This is a genomic window from Chryseobacterium sp. FG46 (assembly GCF_057809135.1).
On the sequence record NZ_JBMDJJ010000025.1, the window covers coordinates 1 to 20,968 of the forward strand.

The 20,968-nt window shown below is 35.5% G+C and carries 19 protein-coding genes; 10 read left to right on the forward strand and 9 right to left on the reverse strand.

Translation table 11 applies throughout. From position 1 onward, the window contains the following. Positions 1 to 125 precede the first annotated feature (125 nt). Both ACODR7_RS16830 and ACODR7_RS16835 read right to left on the reverse strand, forming a co-directional pair. On the reverse strand, positions 126 to 1,880 hold the full coding sequence (locus tag ACODR7_RS16830) for a hypothetical protein (protein ID WP_488840804.1): 1,755 nt from the start codon (positions 1,878 to 1,880) through the stop codon (positions 126 to 128). Between the two features lie 326 nt (positions 1,881 to 2,206). Next, positions 2,207 to 3,007, reverse strand: a complete 801-nt coding sequence (locus ACODR7_RS16835) for an RtcB family protein (RefSeq protein WP_394343704.1) — start codon at positions 3,005 to 3,007, stop codon at positions 2,207 to 2,209. A gap of 740 nt (positions 3,008 to 3,747) precedes the next feature. Here ACODR7_RS16835 and ACODR7_RS16840 point away from each other — a divergent pair. The 3 genes from ACODR7_RS16840 (at position 3,748) to ACODR7_RS16850 (ending at position 5,414) form a co-directional block, all read left to right on the forward strand. After that, positions 3,748 to 4,083 (forward strand): HopJ type III effector protein, encoded by a 336-nt coding sequence (locus ACODR7_RS16840; RefSeq protein WP_276966932.1) that lies wholly within the window; start codon positions 3,748 to 3,750, stop codon positions 4,081 to 4,083. A gap of 67 nt (positions 4,084 to 4,150) precedes the next feature. Beyond that, positions 4,151 to 5,170 carry a helix-turn-helix transcriptional regulator gene (locus ACODR7_RS16845; RefSeq protein ID WP_488840805.1) on the forward strand — a complete coding sequence of 340 codons (1,020 nt, stop codon included), beginning with the start codon at positions 4,151 to 4,153 and terminating at the stop codon, positions 5,168 to 5,170. A gap of 106 nt (positions 5,171 to 5,276) precedes the next feature. After that, positions 5,277 to 5,414: a hypothetical protein gene (locus tag ACODR7_RS16850; RefSeq protein ID WP_168801952.1), complete on the forward strand. Its 138-nt coding sequence runs from the start codon at positions 5,277 to 5,279 to the stop codon at positions 5,412 to 5,414. A 351-nt stretch (positions 5,415 to 5,765) separates the two neighbouring features. Here the strand turns inward: ACODR7_RS16850 and ACODR7_RS16855 are convergent, their stop codons facing one another. Both ACODR7_RS16855 and ACODR7_RS16860 read right to left on the reverse strand, forming a co-directional pair. Further along, a complete protein-coding gene (locus ACODR7_RS16855) occupies positions 5,766 to 6,950 on the reverse strand; it encodes a DUF1501 domain-containing protein (RefSeq protein ID WP_488840807.1) in 1,185 nt (394 codons plus the stop codon). Between the two features lie 164 nt (positions 6,951 to 7,114). Beyond that, positions 7,115 to 8,497, reverse strand: coding sequence for a DUF1800 domain-containing protein (locus ACODR7_RS16860; RefSeq protein WP_488840809.1), 1,383 nt, complete (start codon positions 8,495 to 8,497; stop codon positions 7,115 to 7,117). Between the two features lie 382 nt (positions 8,498 to 8,879). Between ACODR7_RS16860 and ACODR7_RS16865 the strand changes: the two genes are divergently transcribed. The 7 genes from ACODR7_RS16865 to ACODR7_RS16895 all read left to right on the forward strand — a co-directional run bounded on the left by ACODR7_RS16865 (position 8,880) and on the right by ACODR7_RS16895 (position 15,750). Next, the gene (locus ACODR7_RS16865) at positions 8,880 to 9,443 is read left to right on the forward strand and encodes a hypothetical protein (protein WP_488840811.1); all 564 of its coding nucleotides are present in this window, start codon (positions 8,880 to 8,882) and stop codon (positions 9,441 to 9,443) included. A gap of 116 nt (positions 9,444 to 9,559) precedes the next feature. Further along, a complete protein-coding gene (locus ACODR7_RS16870; RefSeq protein WP_488840813.1) occupies positions 9,560 to 10,609 on the forward strand; it encodes a glucokinase in 1,050 nt (349 codons plus the stop codon). Positions 10,610 to 10,752: 143 nt separating this feature from the next. Then, complete coding sequence (locus ACODR7_RS16875) at positions 10,753 to 11,319, forward strand: YceI family protein (protein ID WP_488840815.1); 567 nt, start codon at positions 10,753 to 10,755, stop codon at positions 11,317 to 11,319. 78 nt (positions 11,320 to 11,397) lie between these two features. Beyond that, positions 11,398 to 12,024, forward strand: a complete 627-nt coding sequence (locus ACODR7_RS16880) for a YceI family protein (protein ID WP_076595760.1) — start codon at positions 11,398 to 11,400, stop codon at positions 12,022 to 12,024. 113 nt (positions 12,025 to 12,137) lie between these two features. Further along, a complete protein-coding gene (locus ACODR7_RS16885; protein WP_488840817.1) occupies positions 12,138 to 12,803 on the forward strand; it encodes an alpha/beta hydrolase in 666 nt (221 codons plus the stop codon). A gap of 84 nt (positions 12,804 to 12,887) precedes the next feature. Further along, a complete protein-coding gene (locus ACODR7_RS16890) occupies positions 12,888 to 14,231 on the forward strand; it encodes an ammonium transporter (RefSeq protein ID WP_488840819.1) in 1,344 nt (447 codons plus the stop codon). Positions 14,232 to 14,331: 100 nt separating this feature from the next. Further along, a complete protein-coding gene (locus tag ACODR7_RS16895) occupies positions 14,332 to 15,750 on the forward strand; it encodes an L-serine ammonia-lyase (protein WP_076595757.1) in 1,419 nt (472 codons plus the stop codon). A gap of 118 nt (positions 15,751 to 15,868) precedes the next feature. On the opposite strand, the gene ACODR7_RS16900 is transcribed toward ACODR7_RS16895, so the two are convergent. From ACODR7_RS16900 to ACODR7_RS16920, 5 genes are all read right to left on the reverse strand, one after another. Next, positions 15,869 to 16,711 carry a prephenate dehydrogenase gene (locus ACODR7_RS16900; protein WP_488840821.1) on the reverse strand — a complete coding sequence of 281 codons (843 nt, stop codon included), beginning with the start codon at positions 16,709 to 16,711 and terminating at the stop codon, positions 15,869 to 15,871. An 836-nt stretch (positions 16,712 to 17,547) separates the two neighbouring features. Continuing rightward, positions 17,548 to 18,183 carry a hypothetical protein gene (locus ACODR7_RS16905; RefSeq protein WP_488840823.1) on the reverse strand — a complete coding sequence of 212 codons (636 nt, stop codon included), beginning with the start codon at positions 18,181 to 18,183 and terminating at the stop codon, positions 17,548 to 17,550. A 13-nt stretch (positions 18,184 to 18,196) separates the two neighbouring features. Beyond that, entirely contained in the window at positions 18,197 to 18,994 is a 798-nt protein-coding gene (locus ACODR7_RS16910) for an SH3 domain-containing protein (RefSeq protein ID WP_488840825.1), read from the reverse strand. Between the two features lie 65 nt (positions 18,995 to 19,059). Further along, positions 19,060 to 19,800: a hypothetical protein gene (locus ACODR7_RS16915; RefSeq protein ID WP_488840827.1), complete on the reverse strand. Its 741-nt coding sequence runs from the start codon at positions 19,798 to 19,800 to the stop codon at positions 19,060 to 19,062. A gap of 13 nt (positions 19,801 to 19,813) precedes the next feature. Then, positions 19,814 to 20,962, reverse strand: coding sequence for an SH3 domain-containing protein (locus ACODR7_RS16920; protein WP_488840829.1), 1,149 nt, complete (start codon positions 20,960 to 20,962; stop codon positions 19,814 to 19,816). Positions 20,963 to 20,968: the final 6 nt, after the last annotated feature.

A 20,968-nucleotide genomic window follows, 5' to 3' on the forward strand; every position in this document is an offset into this window, starting at 1 on the left:
CACGATAGTCCCTCGGAGGGGTGGCAAAAATTCAAAGAATTTTTGACGGGGTGGTTCTCAACGTTTACCTAACCAAATCACCACGAAAAAACGCCACCCGATACCATCAGATGACGTCATGGAATTTATTTAAAAATTCTGATAAAACTATCTTTTTCCAGGCTTTCCAGCGAGAAATCAAAATCAGCATCTGTTTTTTCTGAGGTAATCTTACCTCCAAGCTCTTTGATAAGCTCATTGAAAGACATCGCTTCATACCATTGCTGATACAATGCACGTGTTGCCATCATGGAAACCTGGCTGTTTCCTGAAACATGAGCATGTCCGGCTCCGAAATTCAACAGTACGAAACATTGTTTTTCATTTTTTGTCACCAGCATTCCCAGAATCATCTGCTTCTGAACAGAATTACATCTGGCTTCAGCAAAGAGATGATTGGGATTCATCATATAATCGTAGGAAATATCGTCTCCTTTTCCGATCACAATTTTATATCCACAATTCGCGTCTCCGCTGAAAACGTTATTCATTACTAATGTTGGTGCACACAGGCCTTTATTGGCGTAAAGATATTCAACAGCACCGTTAGGAGCAGAAGTCATATCTCCTGAATACATCAATTGTCCGTCACCATGATTATAGGTGGCATTCCAACCTATTTTTCCCGCGATATTTAATCCTGAAAGATCAAGGTCATTGGCACCCCATTGATCTTTCCAATAAATACCTACAGCCAGTCTATCACCATAAAAACGCGTTCCGGCAGGAATATTTCCAACAAACATTTTTTCAGAAGTTGGCAATGCAAATTCTACATTCTCTGGGAAGTAGAATTTCTTTCCGGAAAGGTTTTCATATTTCAGTTTCAAAAAGTCCAGAATGAAATCATAATTGAACTGATTCACGTAAGTTTCCTTCCCTTTTTTAGTCCATGATTTTCCGTTTCGGACTCTGTAGACAAAGGTATCCTGACCGTACATTCTTGAGTAACATGCTGACAATGCTTTGAATAAGGCAAACGGTGTCGCATTTTCCAGCCAGTGCCAATCGCTGTTTTCCAGTATTGTATTGGTAGCATCATTCAACGGGTTTGAAATCAATGGTTTATGGTATACTTTAGACAGCTTGGATATTTTGTTGATCGCTTTGGGTGCTCTGTTTTTATAAGCCAGGAATAATGGTTTGAATCTGTTGAAAATTTCTGCCATTTTTTCCATTCCAAAGCTTTCAAACAGGTACGTCGGATTGAAATTGCTTTGCTTAATTAAATTAATCAAATCATCATTTTTGATTAAAAGTGTAGTGTTTGTTGTTTTATAAATAACATAACGGAAAAACTCAATGGGATTTTCAGGATAAACATCATACAGATCCGCTATTTTTATAACCGCTTCTTTATTTCTGATGTTCTCTTTTCCTGTAAAATCGTATTCCAGCTCCGTATGTAAAATAGAAAGCAAATCATCAATGGTTTCTTCTTTTAAAGCAATACCTGATCTTAAAAGAGCAAGACATTTTTCCTGCATTTCTTCCACAGAGTAGGCTTTGATAACTTTAAAAACCAGCTTCATATCAGGAACATTCAAGATTTCATTGGGAATATAGATTTCACTTTGGAAATTACTTCCGTAGGTTGAAATATAATGTCTGATCTGTTCAAAAAATAAATCAATTCTGGAAGTGTTCTTTATTTTCTCCCAGGATTTATGAAAGGTTTTATTCAAATCATTACCATTCAGTTTTTCCTTTGCATAATAAGAAATGATCTCATTTTTTGCCCATAAAGCATCTGGTTCAATAATAAAACCATCATTGGAAACAAATGGTTTTTCGTCAGATTTTCTGGCCAGTACAGCATTGAATAATTGTAGTGTTTTCATTGTTTTAAGTTTAAAAAATAAGTGAGGAGTAGATTCATTAAAAGTGAAGGGTATAGGAACTCCTTTTACCTATAGTTTATAAAAAGCGGGGAGTATTTTTCCAAAAAATATAGGAACTCCCTTTGCCTTGTAATCTGTAAAAAAGCGGAAAGTAAATCTGGAAATATAGGAACTTTCTGTGCCTTTAAACTTTTTAAATACCTTTTTAGTGCTGTGAAATTTGGGTTATTGTTTTTTTAATTAAACCTTACGGGTTTCTAAAACCCGTAAGGTTTGAATAGTAAGCAAGCTTTTAAATAAGTTTAAACAATTTTAATCATAAAAAATTATGCTTTTCTGAATTTCTTCTTTTTCTTCCATGGAGCATTCTTCTGCACATCTCCGGCCATGATACATCCGTAGGGCATCACTTCATCCAGAACTTCACAAAGTCCGTATTCTTCTATCTGTGCTCTTACATTCTTAGCACTTTTATAAGCGCTTGGAAGTTCAGAAATATCAATCTCATTGGAGTAGAAACGGATATCCAATCCTGCCGTTTCCTCATTGAAGATTTCTTCGGTTGTTTTATGAGCCAAAGATCTTTTATGCTGGCTTCTGCTGAAATTTCTTCCTGCTCCATGCGGTGCAAAACCTAAGTTTCTTTCATTCGTTTTTCCCTGAACAATCAGTACCGGTTCTGCCATATTTAAAGGAATCAGTCTTGGTCCTGTAATATCAGGCATGAATTTATCATCCAGCGGAGTAGCTCCTTTCGCATGATAGAACAGGTCTCCGTCTTTGAAAACGAAGTTATGTTCGTTCCAATATCTGTTTTCTTTCTCCATTTCCAGTTTGTTCAGTACGGCGTCATGAAGAGAAGTATGGTTTTCTTTGGTCCATTGTCTAATCAATTGCAGTGCTTCCCAATAAGATTTTCCTTCTTCGGTATCATAAGGAATCCAGGCGTTTTCTCTCAATGTTTCAGGGGAGATTTCCTGTCTGAAACGGTTGGCAACCTTCATTCCTTTATCATATAAGGCAGCTCCCGGTGCTCTTGATCCGTGATGCGTTACCATCATCGTGTTTCCTGTATTTTTGGAAATTCCAACGAAAAGGAAATGGTTTCCGTCTCCCTGTGTTCCCATATGAGAACGGGCAATGCTGATTAGTTTTTCATCATTTAAGAATTTATTTTCTCTGAAAGCATCCATCAGTTCCTGAGACATTGGCATCTGTTCACCTCTTGGTCTTCCTCCATATCCGAAGTGGGTAATAGAATGCGCAGCATCCAGAACATCTTTAGGATTGGTCTTTCCGAAATCCGTCAGCATTACTGAACAACAGATATCGGCGCTGTGAAATCCCGGGTGAATGGCATTTTGAGCGACAACCACACCTCCTACCGGAATCTGGCCTTCAGGGCCTGTAGGACAGGCATCAGGCATTAAAGCTCCGCCAACCAGAGTAGGGGTTTTCATCAGAACATTCATCGTTTTGATTACCTTGTCCACATTATCATTTTCACTTTCATGTTCTGCACGGATATTGATTATAAAATCTTTAGCCGTTTCATGAAGCGGAATAATATCAGGTTGTTTGAACTGTAGCAGATATTCTGCGGTCTGATGCTCATCCAGATTATTCTCATTGATATAGCTGATGGCATCTTTAAACCATTTTGCCGGTCTATATCCTAATTCGATTAAATGATTTCCATTAAATTCCATTTTGTTCATTTTGATGATGCAAAGTAATATCATTATTGCGCAATAGTTTTGCGCAGGTAAAGAAATTTTAATTATTTTTACAAAGATTTATTAAAAAAAGTAAAAAAAAGCCCTTTGGCTGATTCGTAAAAGAGTATATAATTAAAAAAACAAGTCCCATGGTATTATTAGAACAATTAAAACATTTCCCGGAAACCATCCAGTTTAATGATGTGATCGCTCATATTGATGAACATTATGAATTTACTCCTACCGCATTTCAAAACGGTGATACCACCAATCAGGCCGGGCAGAACAACGGTTCATGCAAAGTTTTCAGCTTTGCAAGCATTAAGGATCTGACGAAGGAAGAAACACTTTGGCTGTTTGGTGAGTTTTACAGAGAAGATGTTTTGAAAAAACCTGAAGGAAATGATCATCAGAATATCCGGAACTTTATGAAATTCGGCTGGGAAGGAATTACTTTTGATGACAATGCATTAAAAGAAAAATAATTGTAAGAAAAGAGCAGAAAGAAAAGCAATTCTTATTAAAAAACACCCAATCATTAAACACTAAGGTATGTCATCCAATAAAAATGCTCTGATCAGGTACAAAACATTAGATAAATGTCTTAAAAATAAATACAGGAAATATACGCTGGAAGATCTCATTGATGAATGTTCAGAAGCATTGTTTGAATTTGAGGGAAAAGAATCTTATGTAAGTAAGAGAACCGTTCAGCTTGATCTTCAGAATATGAGGAGTGAGAAATTCGGGTATGAAGCTCCTATTGAAGTTTACGAAAGAAAATATTACCGTTACAGCGATCCGGAGTACAGTATTCATAATATTTCTGTGAATGAGAGCGATCTGAAGGCAATGAACAATGCAGTTCAGATTTTAAAACAGTTCAAGGATTTTTCCATGTTCAAAGAAATGAATGGGGTTATTCAGAAACTGGAAGATTCCATTCATGCCACCAGCCAGAAATCCATTATTCATCTGGATAAAAATGAACAGCTGAAGGGGCTGGAGCATATTGATATTCTGTATGAAAGCATTGCCGGTAAAAAGGTACTGAAGATTCTTTATAAAAGCTTTACAGCAAGGGAATCCAATGTTTTTACAGTACATCCGCAGCTGCTGAAGGAATTCAACAACCGCTGGTTTCTGATCTGTCTTTACAAACAGAAAATGTACAATCTGGCATTGGACAGAATGGAAAGTATCGAAACAGATGATAGTCTTGTATATATTGACAAGGAACTGGATGGCGATGAATACTTCAAAGATATTGTTGGGGTTACTGTTTCAGAATCAATGGATCCCAGGAATGTAGTCTTTTGGGTAGATTCAGGAAATGCCCCTTATGTGAAAACAAAACCGTTGCATAAAAGTCAGGAGATCATAAAGGAAGATCATGACGGAACTCTTTTTAAAATATGTGTTCAGATTAATTATGAACTGGAAAGGCTCTTGCTTGGATTTGGAGACTCTCTGATTGTACATAAGCCTAAAAAGCTACGGCTGAAAATGGAGGAAAAGTTTAATGCAGGATGTAGAAATTATCAGAGTCTGATTGTTCCTGAGGAAAACTAACTTGTTTTAGATGTATGATTAGCAAAGCATTATTGCAAATTACTTATTTCCACATTTTATCTTGGCTTGGAAATTGTATTATTACGTTAACAATACCAAATTAATTATGAAATCAAGAATATTTAAAGCATTAATTGCGATCATAGCACCACTGGCGATAGAGTATATCGTAAAGAAAATATCTGAGAAAATAGATAAAAAACAGGAAGACAAAGAGAGCGAAAAAAAGCAGATTACGGCTTAAACGTAAAAGTAGTTTACATTTAAAATTATTGAAAAGAGACTGTCATAAGGATGTATGGTCTCTTTTTTTGTTAATGGATCTTTTTGATGAATGCTGAAAACCACCCCGTCAAAAATTCTTTGAATTTTTGTCAACCCTCCGAGGGAGGGGGATTTTCACGTCTTCAGTTGAGGTGTTGGTCTGGATTATGTTTTTGGGAAAAGAAGGCTGGATTCCTACGGAATGACAAGCTGTGTGGATAGATTACCATTCCAATTGTGTCATTCCGGTAAGAATCTAAACATACTTATTATCCATTTTTTTAGATCAATGCTTCTAAAAAAAATTGTGACTTTTGCGGTTTCGGTTTCCCTACACAAAATCATAAATCCCGTCTTTCCATCCCAGAACTTTTGAAGAATCCGCCTTAAGCCAGTTTTTCAGGATTGTTGCGTATACTTTTCTGAAATCTTCCTTATAAATAAGATCACCTTCATTCAGATTCTGCAGATCAGGAAGTGCGTTTAACAGCCCTTTTTTCTTCAGGTTTCCGCTTATAAAGAACATTTGGTTGGCAGTTCCGTGATCCGTTCCGTTACTGGCATTCTGTGCCACACGACGGCCAAACTCTGAGAATGTCATTAGCAGGATATTTTTGAAAAGACCATTGCTTTTCATATCGGCAACAAAGGATTTTACAGCTTCATTAATATCATTGAATAATTTTTTCTGTCTGTCATTCTGATTGACGTGTGTATCGAAACTTCCGATCGAAAGATAGTATACCTGAGTATTAATGTCAGATTTTATTAAAGAAGCTACCGTTTTAAAGTCTTTTCCCAGCTGAGAATTGGGGTAAACTTGTTCCGTCTTTTTCGCTTTGCTTTTTTCAAAAATATAATCAGCATTATTAATGGTAGAACCTAAAGTCTGGTAAAGGTAAGAGACGGTTTCATCATCGTGATGGTGGTCATAGAGAGATTTAAAATATTTTTCCTGACTGGTCTGATACAGTCTTTTGGGATCCTTAAAGGCAAATGCTTTATTATTTTCTCCTTTTAGTGCAAGGCTTAACATATCATCTACTTCCAGTGCCTGGGTAGGATGGTCGCAGCGATAGCATTCTTCGTCCAGAAAACGCCCCAGCCAGCCTGTTTCCAGAAACTGATCACTTCTGCTTGCCGATTGCCAGATATCCATGCTTCGGAAATGCGACTTATCCGGGTTGGGATATCCCACATTATTCATCACAGAAAGCTCTCCGTTGTCAAAAAGCTCTTTGAAATAGGAGAGAGACGGATTGATTCCTGCCTCATCTGTAAGGGGTACAGAGTCCTGAATAGCCAGTGTCTTCCTTTCCCTGAAATAAATATCATTTTTAGCCGGAATGATCGTATTCAAACCATCATTTCCACCTGTAAACTGAAGAACTACCAGAATGTTCTGGCCGGGATTCAGCGCTTCATCCAGAGTCATGGCTTTTAAGAAATTCGGCATCAGCATGGAAGCGGTAGCCAGTGAACTTATTTTGAGGAATTCTCTTCTTTTGATTAACATAATTTTGTTTTTAGGTTGAAGGTGGCGGCTGATAGGTAGTGGTTTATAGGTTTCTGGTTGTAAGGCTGAGCGACATTTTTACTGGCATTCATTTTTATACTAGTAAAAGATAAATAAATGGCAATTAAGCTATATTTTGACAGCTATTACCTGTAACCTGCAACCTACATCAACTGGTATTCCGGGGTTGACATCAGGTTGATGACATTCATTTTGATACTCTTGTCAGAAAAATTCCTTACAGAATTCATATCCAGACTTTGAGTATTCTGCAAAAGATAATCTTCACAGTTTTTACTGGCGAAAATCTTTTCAATACGCTCCCAGTCGATGGTGATATTGGGATTTTTAAAGCTTTTGTTCAAAGCAGTTTCCCGGGACTTCATTCCCATATCGATATCATCATCCTGGCGGGGACTGTATTCCAAAGGGCGAAGTCCTGACCATATCTGCGGAATCTGAAGTCTCAGCATCAGAGTAGAACTGTCAATCCACGATCTTCCATTTGGCCATCCTGCTACATTGGGTGGATAAAGCAGCATCTGTCCCAATAACTTCTGATAAACGATGAGGTTTTCAGGGTTTTGAATTTGCATAGGAAGGATTCGCATGATTCCTGCCATCAGTTCTACAGGAGATTTTATCCTGTTGCCCATATTCTTCTGATCATAAAACCAGGTGCTCGAAAATATCTCAGTCATTAGCTTTTTGATGTCATATCCTGAATTGTAGAAATTGTTGCTGAGCTTATTGATGATATCCTGATCTGCTTTTTCATTCACAAAAAACTTATAGATCTTTGTTGTAATAAACTGTGCCGTAGCTTTTTGCTCCAAAATAATATTTAAAACATCGCTTCCATCAAAGTTGCCTGTTCTTCCTAAAAAAGTTTTGCTGCCTTCATCATGGAGATTTTTTCTTTCCTTAAAATTCCCTTCTTTATCATAACTCCATCCTGTAAAGGCTCTGGCGCCTTCTCTTACATCCTTTTCAGTGTAATTTCCTCTTCCCATGGTAAAAAGTTCCATAACTTCACGGGCGAAATTTTCATTAGGATGGTCTTTTTTATTCTGTTGGTTATTGAGAAAATTAAGCATCGCCGGCGACTGGCTTACTTCAAAAAGCAGATCTTTGAAATTTCCAAGCGCATTTTTTCTGATCGTATTTAAAAGCTGTTTATTGAATCTTGGATTGAGTACCCTTGATGCAAAATGTCCATGCCAGAAAAAGGCCATCTTTTCTCTCATCTGCTCCTTGTTATTAACGATGGCGTTCAGGAAATTCAGGTTGAGTTCACTATTTTGCTCTCTGTTAATCCGCTGCATTTCTTTTTTTTTCTCTGCGGGAGCTGTACTGCTCATATAATCCGCTGCTGAAACAGGATCAGGAGTGTCATATGTAATTTCGCTGAAGTTTTCTTCTTTAAATAATTCATTAAGTAACGCTTTAATGTTTTTATTTTTCAAATCATCAATTTGATTAATGCCAACACCAAAACCTGCGCGCCAGAGAAGATGCTTGTTTTTTAATAATGAATCAGCCATCATGGAGAATTTATTTTTTGATGTATTTTGAAGAAAAAGGTTAAAATGATAACGGGTTAAGGATTGTTAATATTGTTGTATTAGGCTGGAAGCTGGAAGCAGGAGGTAGGAAGTTTGAGGTTTTAAGTTTTGTATCGTAGAAATAGAGTTGATTTTATGGAGTTCTATTTCTTCCCGCATCCAGCTTCCTTTCTTCCATCCTTTAATTCACTTTTTAGCTATCATTTTTGATAATTTTTGTTAAACAAATATTTAAATTTCGTTAAAAAATAACAGGTTGATATTCATTGTTTTATGAATTTTTTGACTGTTAAAATCAAAGAAAACCTTTTGCTTGGCATGATTTTTACATCCTCCTGTTTAGTAAAATTTAAAAATTAGAGTTATGAAAATGTTTAAACAAGCAATAGTACTGGCTGGTATTTTAACAGCAGGTATCGCAAGCGCCCAAAGTGCTCAAATGAATAATATGATCAAGGTAGGTGCAAATGTTGGTTTAGCAGTTCCCGCAGATAACCTTTCTGCAGCAGTAGGAGTGGATGTAGCTTACCAGAATCTGATCACACCAGGATTCGGACTGGGTATCGCATCAGGATATACTCACTATTTCGGAAAAGAAAATAACGGATATAAAAACAATGATGTAGGTGTAGTTCCTGTAGCCGCTTTAATCAGAATTTATCCAAAACAAACAGGTTTCTATTTAGGAACTGATTTAGGATACGGATTCCTTGTTGGAGACAAAACAGTAGCATCCAATACCAATGTTGAAAGAGCAGGTGGAGGTTTCTACCTTAAGCCGGAGATCGGATACCACAACAGAGACTGGAATTTCTTTGTACAATACCAAAAGGTTTTTGTAGGAACTAAAGGAGATTTGCCAGGTCAGGACTATAATGTGGGGAATATCGGAGTAGGATTCGGTTACAATATTCCATTAGGAAAGTAGTTAGATTTAATATATAAACAATTATTAACCAAAACCTTTTCACGAAAGTGGAAAGGTTTTTTTGTTCTGTGCAGGATTTACAAAAACAATTATTATATTTGGTAAAATTTGAGGTTATGATTCTGAATCCAAAATTTCCACTTTATTTACCAGGAGTAGAGAACAGTAATAATGATAATGTTTCTATCATTGGGGCAAGCCTCCGTGAAGATATAACAATCTTAGGCTATTTCGTTTCCGGGAACGGAGGTCTTGAGATAAAAGTACAAAATACATATGCAACCAAAGAATATGCTTCCTTTTCAGATATCTTAAAGAAGTTTATTCAGGATAATCAGCTTGAAAATGTAAAACGTCTGGGAATGGCAGTGCCAGGTCCTGTATTGGATGGGAAGAGCAGTCCGGCAAGATTGGGCTGGCATTTAGATATTGCCGAATATACACGTGATTTCGGGTTTGAAAGAGTGGATATGCTGAATGACCTGGAAGCTTCTGCCTATGGAATGGCTCTTCTTGAAGACAATCATCTTGAAGCTATCTATACAAGCGGACATCTTGAAAAAGGAAATGTAGCGGTTCTTGCTCCCGGAAACGGATTGGGAGAGGCGGGATATTTCTTTGACGGAAAATACCTGAGACCTTTTGCAACAGAAGGAGGACACTCAGAGTTTTCTCCAAGAACCAATGTGGAAGTTGAATTTTACCAGTTCTTAAATAATATCTATGGTATTGTAAGCTGGGAAAATGTACTATCCAAGTCAGGGTTATTCAATATATACAGATTCCTGAGAGATGTAAAAAGACATCCTGAGCCGGAATGGTTAGGAGAACGTCTTGCGCAGGGGAATTTTGTGGAAGAACTTTATAAAGCTGCTGTAGAGGAGAAGGTTTTAATTTGCAGAATTGCTTTAGATACTTTCCTTGAATTTCTGGCAAGGGAAGCGAACAACTTAACATTAAAATTGAAAGCTACCGGAGGATTACTGATTGCCGGAGATATTCCTCAGATGATTGCAGAATATATTGATAAGGCGAAATTCTATGAGAAATTCAAGATCAGTGATAAAATGGAGGAAATGCTTAAAAATACTCCCATCTATCTGGTCAAGCAAAATCACACTGCATTAAATGGTATAGCACTTTATACGGCTTACTATCAGGTATAAAAGAAAGCTCCGAAGAAATTCGGAGTTTTTTTATGAGATGATATTATTCATGAAAATAATAAATTTTCTTGATATACATCAATGAAATCTATTGAGTAAGATACCTACCTTTGTATCGTTAAATAAGTAAACAACTCTATTCAATGAAAAAAATATTTTTATTAGCAGTTTTAGCTGGTGGTCTGGCTTTCGGACAGTCGAAAAAAGTAGTAGCATCTGATGTACACTGGTGGGGATATAAAGTAGCAAAATCTGAGGCCAGCTCTCACGACGGTACTGTAAAAGTAAAGTCCGGAGATATGGTAATGAAAGGAAACCAATTGGTGGGCGGAAGCTTCGTATTGGATATGACTTCAATTAACTCTACTGACCTTACAGGAGAATATCAGCAGAAATTAAACGGACACCTTAAAAATGGTGACTTCTTTGAAGTTGAAAAATTCCCAACAGCAACCTTCAAAATTACAGGAGTAAAGAAAAACAATGATAAAATCTACAATTCTCTTGTAACAGGAAACCTTACTGTAAAAGGAAAAACCAGCCCAATCTCTTTCCCTGCGAAGATTTCTTACAGCAAGGGAGTAGTAAGTTTGGTATCCAATAAATTCTCTTTCAACAGACAGAAATTTGACGTAGCTTACAAGTCTACTATGCAGGATGTTTTTGTGAAAGATGATATTGATATGCTTGTAAAGGTAACTGCTCAATAAATTAATCAAAAAAAGATTGTTAAAAGTGTAGAATTTCTACACTTTTTTTTATTTTTGTTGAATTGTAAATAAAAAAGAATGAAAAGATTACTATTGTTTGCTATGGTGTGCGCAAGCATGTCGTTTGTTTCTGCCCAGAAGAAATTTGATAAAGTTTCAAAAGTGACTTCATCAGAGATCAGATGGTGGGGGTATAAAGTGGTGAAAACCGAAGAAACTTCCCACTCGGGAACAGTAAAACTGAAAAGCGGAAAATTCAACTTTGACCATACGGTTCTGGTAGATGGAGAGTTTGTAATAGATATGAGAAGTCTGATGGCGGGCGATGTGTCTGATGAAGATCAGATCAAGCTTACTAATGATCTGAAAAGCTCAAACTTCTTTGAAGTGAAGAAATTTCCTGTTGCAAAATTCCATTTGACTAAAATTATTCCTTTAGCAAACAGTGAATACAATTCTACAGTGTACGGTGACCTTACCCTTAAAGGAGTGAGAAAAACAATTTCTTTCCCTGCCAATGTATACGTTACTCAGTTCACAACTTCTATTGAGTCTGCAAAGTTTTCTCTGAACAGAAGAGACTTTAAAGTATTCTATCAGTCTTCATTGAAAGATTATTTCATTAAGAACGAAATGGACATCCAATTCAAAGTTACTACAGAAATGCTGGATAACGAGAACAGAGTTCCGAAAAAGAAAAAATAAGATATATTTATTAATACAGAAGAGCAGTTCGTAAGGACTGCTTTTTTATTTTCCTTATTTAAAGATCTGATCCCGTACTTCTCTTGTTTATGTATTTTTTATAAATTAGTGGTATGAAAATTTATATCGTAAGCGGTCTGGGAGCAGACTTCAAGGTCCTTGAAAGAATAGAGTTTCCCAAACACTGTGAATTGATTTTTATAGACTGGCTTATTCCTGAAAAAAATGAGCCTTTCGATGCTTATGTTAAAAGAATGGCAGAAAAAATAGATGATTCCGAGCCTTTTTGTTTATTGGGGTATTCTTTCGGAGGAATTATTGTGCAGGAGATCAATCAACTGAAACCTGCAGAAAAAGTGGTGATCCTGGGAAGTATAAAATCCGACAGGGAAAAATCCAGATTCATCAGGACAGGTGAAGTTACCAAAATCCCAAGAATTCTTCCTGTAAGCTTGTTCAACGACAAAGCAGCCAATGTATATGCCGTTGTCCGAAAGCTTTTTGATCCTAAAAATCCGAAACTCCTTCAATATTTTAAAGTAAGAGATCCTTATTACCTGAAATGGTCCGTAGAAAAGGTTTCCGAATGGAAATTTGAGGAGAACCCCAATGTCATTCAGATATTAGGTGATAAAGACATTGTTTTCCCCATCCGCTATTCCAATCCGAATTATGTGGTGAAAGGAGGGACACATCTTTTTCCGGCCACTAAATCTAAAGAAGTATCCAAAATACTGAAAGAAATATTTTCTGAAAAAATAGAAAAAAATGTTAATTGAATATTTTTTTAAAGGGTGTTTGATCTAAAAATATGATTTTTATAGAATTTATATTTAAATTTGATAGGGTTAAATGTAAATTGTATGAAAATAGGATTAAAATGGATCGTCTCATTCTGTGTTATTGCAATCGTTGCCATAGGCGGCTTGTTCTGGAATCCGGCTGCGGATATTCCTGATACAGGAGAATTTTTAAGTGAAGATAAAATTGTAGGCGCTGATGTTGCCTGGATTCTGGCGGCAGCGGGTCTTGTCCTGTTGATGACTCCTGGTCTTTCCTTTTTTTACGGAGGAATGGTCGGGAGGAAAAATGTAATTTCTACCATGCTGCAGAGCTTTATTGCTTTAGGCGTTATCTCTATGGTTTGGGTAGTTGTGGGATTTTCTTTATCTTTTGGTGAATCTATAGGGATTACAATTGCCGGAAAGCATTACGGAATCATTGGAAATCCGCTTAGTTACCCCTTTTTTAGCGGAGTAGGAAATCTTCCTCATAAACTGATGGCTCCCACAATTCCTTTTATTCTTTTTGCTCTGTTTCAAATGAAATTTGCGGTTATCACTCCGGCTATTATTACCGGATCTTTTGCGGAAAGAGTTCGTTTTATATCTTATTTATTATTCATTGTTCTTTTCAGCCTGTTTATTTATACACCGCTTTGTCATATGGTATGGCATCCTGATGGTCTTTTAAACAAATATTTTGGTGTGAAAGACTTTGCAGGGGGAACGGTGGTGCATATGAGTGCCGGTTTTGCTGCGCTTGCCGGAGCTTTGGTGGTAGGAAACCGGAAAAACCCTCACCATGAGCCTTCCAATATTCCGTATGTGCTTCTGGGAACAGGAATGCTGTGGTTCGGATGGTTTGGATTTAATGCAGGATCTGCTTTGAGTGCTTCTGCTTCTGCAGCTACAGCTTTTGGGACAACCACCATAGCGTCTGCTTCCGCGATGATGACCTGGATCTTTTTTGACAGGATCAACGGGAGGAGTGTTTCCGCTTTGGGAGCCTGTATCGGAGCTGTAGTGGGACTTGTTGCTATTACTCCGGGATGTGGTTTTGTAAGCATTCAGGAAAGCCTTTTTATCGGGTTTATCACAGCGATCGTTTCCAACCTGATGGTGAACTGGAAGGTTTTAAAAAAAGTAGATGATACGCTTGATGTTTTTGCCTGCCATGGAGTAGGAGGGATTATGGGAATGATTCTTACCGCCATTTTTGCACATGGTGAAAAAGCTAGTCTGCTTCATGGCGGAGTTGATGTTTTTCTTCATCATATGGCAGCCCTTGTTTTGGTATCTGTTTTTACTTTTTTAGGTTCATTAATTTTATATAAACTTACAGATTCAATGATCACATTAAGAGTTTCCGAAGAGTCCGAAAATAAAGGGCTTGATCTTTCTCAGCATGAGGAATGTCTGCAATAGCTTTTATATTCCGGTCAGATATTGATTTCAATAAGAATTTGAAGATTGATTTTGGGATTTATCATGTATCTTTGTTTTTGAGGAAAATGACGAATCATTTATGGAATCAATATCGGTTTTTGAAATTATTAAAGTAGGAATAGGCCCGTCCAGTTCGCATACAATGGGACCTTGGAATGCAGCAGCTGCATTTATCAGGATTATAAAAAGAGAAAGATCAATAGAAGAAGTTAAAGAGGTTTTTCTTGAATTTTTTGGCTCACTCGCAAAAACGGGGATTGGGCACGGAACTGATATTGCAGGAATGCTTGGGTTGAATGGGGAAGATTTTAAAACCATCAATACTTCAAAAATTGATGAAAAGATAGATTACATCAAGAGTACTCAAACCATTAATCTTGGTGGTGAGAAGATAATTCCGTTTATCTACGGGCATCATTTGATTTTAAACATGAAAAAGAGCCTTGATTTTCATCCGAACGGAATGATCTTCAGAGCTGTTTTCGAAGACGGAACTGAACTTGTGCAGGATTTTTATTCTGTAGGAGGCGGTTTCATTGCCAGCCAGGAAAAAAACTCTATTCAGAAGCAGTGTGTACGTACGCTGTATCCTTGTCATAAAGCTTCAGATATTGCAAAATACTGTGAAAAGCTGGGATTTGATAAAATGTCAGATTTGATTTTCATGAATGAAGAAAGCTGGAGAAGTCAGGAGGAAACGAGGCAGGAAGCGCTTTATATCTGGCAGCAGATCAAAGAATGTATTTACAAAGGCGTCAATAAGGAAGGAATCCTTCCGGGCGGACTGAATGTTTCCCGAAGAGCAGCAGGAATCAACAGAAAACTGCTGGGAGACAAAATTTATAAAAATAAAGATGAGTGGTTCCAGCAGGTGGTAGATGCTGAAGAGAACTTTACCAATATCAACAAATGGATTGCCTGTTTTGCACTGGCAGTGAACGAAGAGAATGCAAGTTTCGGAAGGATTATTACCGCACCTACGAATGGCGCGAGTGGCGTTATTCCGGCGGTATTGATGTACTCTCAGGCATTTACACCATTTACGAGTGAGGAGGATATTATAAGATTTCTGCTTGTGGCAGGAGAAATCGGTACCTTATTCAAGAAAAATGCAACCATTTCTGCAGCCATGGGTGGATGTCAGGCGGAAATCGGAGTATCTTCTGCAATGGCAGCAGCCGGACTTACAGAAATCTTAGGAGGAAGTGTAGGGCAGGTATTGATGGCAGCAGAAATTGCCATGGAGCATCACCTTGGATTAACCTGCGATCCAATTAAAGGGCTGGTACAGATTCCATGTATTGAAAGAAATACGATGGGAGCGATGAAAGCCATTACGGCAGCCAATATTGCACTGGAAAGTGATCCTGCCAAAGCAAAAGTAACATTGGATGAGGTGATTCTGACGATGTGGGAAACCGCTCAGTCTATGAGTGACCGTTTTAAAGAAACTTCCGAAGGCGGACTGGCCATTGCCGTTAACGTTCCTGAGTGTTAATAGAAACAACATTGTTTTAAAAATAAAACCCTTAGTCAGTAATGTCTAAGGGTTTCTTAATAAAATAAAATAAAATAAAAGTAAAAGCCGTTGGGCCTTTAGTATCGTATGGAATTGTTTACCTTAAAATTCCTCTGATTCTGTTGGCGTTGGAGATCAGCTCTTCAAGGTATTTATAATTCTCTTTTTCCAGAGCAGATTTGAATTTTCTGAGCTGAGTGATATGTTCGTTCAAAACATCCAGTACATTTTCTTTGTTCTGTTTAAAAATGGGAACCCACATTTCCGGATGCGACTTGGCAAGACGAACAGTACTTGAAAAACCGGAACTGGCAAGCTGGAAAATCGTTTCTTCTTCACGTTCTTTTTCCAATACGGTATTGGCAAGGGCGTAAGATGTAATATGGGAGATATGGGAAATATAAGCGGTATGAACATCATGATCTTCTGCATTCATATAAATCATGTGCATATCCAGAGCATTGACTACTTTTTCAACGGTAGCCAGAGCATCGTCAGCCGATTCTTCTTTGTTGCATATCACGCCTGCTTTTCCGGAGAAACTTTCTGCAATGGCAGATTTTGGACCATTGTTTTCTGTTCCCCACATTGGGTGAAACGCTACAAATCTTGACCGTTTCGGATGGTTTTTTACTGCATGTACAATGCCTGCTTTGGTGGAACCTGCATCCATTACAGTCTGTTGATCAGATACAAGATCCAGAACAGATGGTAACAGTTTTCTGGCAGCATCTACAGGAATAGCAAGAATAATCAGATCAGAATTTTTAATTCCATGCTCAAGATCTACTCCCGCATCAATGATTTTAAGATCTAATGCGTCACTGATATGCTGTGTATTGTTATCGATTCCGTAGATGAAGCTGGCGATGTTTTTCTCTCTTAATTTCAAGGCCATCGAACCTCCGATTAATCCCACTCCAATAATACTTATTTTCATCTTTCTCTATTTTTTTAAATAAAAAAACCTCGTCCCTAGGACGAGGTTTTAAATTATATTCATAAGAATCCCTATCCCAGAGCTGAGGTAAAAATTCTATAATAATATGTTCCGTTGTTAAAAATCACAGAGCAAAGGTATAAATATTTTTTTTAATGAGACGAAATTTTCTTTTCTAAATTATCTGGAGCTGGGATGAATTGTTTTTTTGAAGGTAGGAGTAGGCCAACTACTTATTTTTTATTAATTGAGTTTTGAAATTTTTTGACAAGGTCAGTTTCAAATGTTAAAATATCTTCTGGAATTTTTGAAGTTTCTATTTCTCCTATTTGTTTCCATTTTCTATCTTCATATAAATAAAATGTTGTTTTTGCATTTTGTTTTGGTTCAAATTCTCCATCTTCCCCTCCAGTATAAGTAATGAATTTATTAGGTAGATATGAGGCAACTACATAATAATCATTTTCTTTAATAAGATTTTTTATCGCTTTTGAATTTTGGGCATCATTTTCAGGGTTAGTAGATTTTGAATAATAACCTTTAGAATTATTAGGATTCCAAAAATATTGAGTTTCATCCTTTTTTCCAATAAAATCTAAGCTGAAAACACCTATTTTTTTATCTGAATAGGTATATGTTGGATAAGGATTGGAGGCGTCTGGAATGAAAAAACCAGTTTCTTGGTATTTAGTATCCAGAAAATTGATGGAAGAGTGGTTTTCAATATTTATGGGAGAAACAGTTTTCTCTTTTTGACCTTTACAGCCGAAAAAAGTAATATGAGAACTAATAAAGTTAAAATGTTTTTCATCAATGTGCTTTTATTTATAAGTTTTTTATTCAATTTCATTTCCGTATAATGAAAGTTTATTGAAAAAATCACTGTTCAAATTCTCTATATATATGTTTTGAAGTTCTGAAGCCCAACCTGATGATTCTTCTTTTTTGCCATCAAAGGATAACGTAGAATAAAACTTACCTGTACTAAAATTAAATGATTTTGAATAATTCTTTTGAGCTTTTGTATAACTTAGATCATACCCAATAACTTGTATTTTTTTGTTTTTAGGATCAAACCTAAATTTTATTTTTTCAATCAGATTCTTTCTTTCTCCGGAAATATTTGGTTTTGTAATTTGATCGGCATAATCTACTCGAATGGTAATGACTTTGTTATTAATAATTGGATCACTTAAATAATAATCAGCTTCAGTATTGTTATATAGAATGCTATTGTTTAATATAGGAATTTCAACCGTTTTGTTCAATGAAGATAAGTGGATGGATAATACAAAACTTGATAGTTCTGTATTTTGTTTTGCTTTAATTACAGCTTTATCTTTAGTATGATCATCATCAAAATATGGTGTTTCATATTGTGATTCATTGGTGTCTATAGCCTTCAAGTTATTCTCTTTACAGCTTAAAAAGAAAGATATGAGAGGTAATAAAGTTAAAACGGATTTCATCATTTGATTAAGTTATTTATTCAGATCTAATCCTGCTTTTATGAACATATCCTTTTTTACCTTCTTTAGAAACCACTAACCACCAATCTCCGTTTTGGTCTAAAACTTCAACTTCTTCACCTGTGTTGATTTTTTCCAGGATTTGGGAAGAAGAGCTTTTCTCCTTCCTTAGATTGGTAAAACCATCACTATCTTGAATGTATAAGGTTGTTTTATTTTGACTTTTTTCTACTCTACATTTTTTCGCTCTTACATTTTCTTCAGGAATGGGTATTATTTTATCAGTCCATCCGGATTTCTGGATATCAATATTTTGGGGAACATCGCAAATATATTTTACTGCATCCTGAGAAATATCTGACATTGTTTTATAGATAATATTTTTAAGAAGCCAGGTGTTATTATCCAGGATAATATTATATTCTTTTTCATAATATCCGCGGTCAGGGAAGGATGTTTTTATAGTGAACCCTTTAATTCCGGATATTGGAAGGATATCATTGATAACATTACCTCCATCCTCAGAGAAGTTTCTTGTTTCCAGTGCTAATGTATATTTACCTTGCTTATCCCCCAAAAAAATAAATAAATTTTCTCCTTGATAAGGTTTGTTACTTACAATTTTGTCAGAGATGCCATCCTTGTTGACGTCAAAGGTTTTTATGAAATAATCTTCATTATTGATGTAGGTTTCGAATGAGCTTCTTTTAGTTTCAGCTGATGGCTGTCGGAGTTTTACAATACCTTTGTTTTTATGTTGAGAAAAGCAGGTGAAACCGAGTGTTAAAGCAATAAACAGGAATATATTTTTCATAAAGTTTAATTTAACTGTAACTTTGAAGGTTTTGAAATCAGTAAGCTTAATTTCTTTAAACTGACTTATTTTATAAGATCAATTATTTTATTATTAATCATTTTATTATAATCTCCTTCAAAAAGTCCATTTTTATACTTTTTGTAATATTCTATTTTTGATATTGAAAATTCAAAGTAGGATTTCTCTTCCTTCTCATAATATTTTCCATCTAAATAATTAGGATAATTTTGGTAATCATTATCATTTTTAATAATGTACTTACTTGGTATTTCAACAAGAATGTTATTTCCTGTTTCATAGATTTTTAATATATCAGAATAATTAATATTAGATTCTTCATAATCTGGTTTCCAATACAATACCCTTTGTCCCAACGGGTATAAAACTTTATTTTTATACAAATATAATTTCCACCCAAAATGGTTTTCACCATTTATAGGAAAGAAGATGATATAGTTTTTAGAGGTATTTGAAAAATATACAATAGGAGAAGAGGTTTCCAGATCTTCATTATTGATTTTCCTAATTATAGCCTTCTCTATGTCATTAAAAACAAAAGTTATAAGTTCATATCTGTTTTGATCACTTCCTTCAATAAGGGTATTTGAGACAGTGAAGTTTTTACAGTTTAATGTATAATTTGCTGTTTCTGTACTTTCTTCGTAACAATTGATTTTAGTTAATTGAAGTAGGTTTTTAGTGTTATTCGACTTGCTTGAAACTTCAGATGTTGATGTTTCTCTTGGCTTGTCTGAACATGCAACAAGTATAAGTACAAATAGCATTAAAAAGGGTTTCATCATTTAATTAAGTTATTTATTCAGATTTCATCCTGCTTTTGTGAACATATCCTTTTTTACCTTCTTTAGAAACCACTAACCACCAATCTCCGTTTTGATCTAAAACTTCAACTTGTTCACCTGTGTTGATTTTTTGCAGGATTTGGGAAGAAGAGTTTTTCTCCTTTCTTAGGTTGGTAAAACCATCACTATCCTGAATGATAAAATTGGTATTGCTTTCTTTTTGGTAAATGTATTTCACATAGTCTTTTAAAGTAGGTAAATCATAAAATTTATTTTTTTCCAGATTTGATTTATATGTTGGATTTTTATTTAAATAGCTTTCAATATCACCTTGTATTCCAACTCTTAATTCTCTCTCAAATAAATAAGATATTGTTTTTTCAGGTTCAAAATATTCTTTGGGAGATGATGATATTTTACTTATAATATCACCTATTCTTAAATAACCATCACCTTCTTTAGCATAAGAAAAGTCTTCAACTTTACCTTTATAAATAATAGTTTCTATGTCGTCAAATATTTGTTTTTTCAATTTTTTATACCCGCCAGAATCTATAAAAATTAACTGCTCCATATCGGAAAGACTATTAAAATCGAATTTTTTAAATACTGATTCTACAAGCTTTTTATCCTTATTGTATCCATAGTAAACAACTAAATCGTATAAAAGATTTGAATTGTTTGTTTGCAGCCAAACATAAGATACGGGAGTATTATAAAATATATAAGAATTAAAATGATACAACAAGTCAGGATTTATAAACTCTGGTTCGGCAGCACCAGCGTCCTGAATGAAAATAAATTTATTTTCTTTAATAGCTACCTCTGGAAACATTGCCGGACGTAAAGCAATTATGGAATTTTTATAATCTTTCAAATTGAAAGAAAATACATCCAAAATTTTTTGATTAAAGGTATTTTCATCAGGAAATTGAAATTTTCTTTGCTCTAATACTTTTTTTGCTTTATTGATAAATTCAGGAGACAGGTCATCATAGTTTGATTTTGTGCCGTCTCCTTCATCTGTAATATTATAGGGTGCTGTTTTTAAAGAGTTCATATCTTTTTTTGTTTCTTTAATTTTTTGTGATTTATTTTCTTGCCCATTACATGATATGAAAAGAGACAAGCCTGCTAAGAGGTAAGCTGTAATATTTTTCATTTTCTT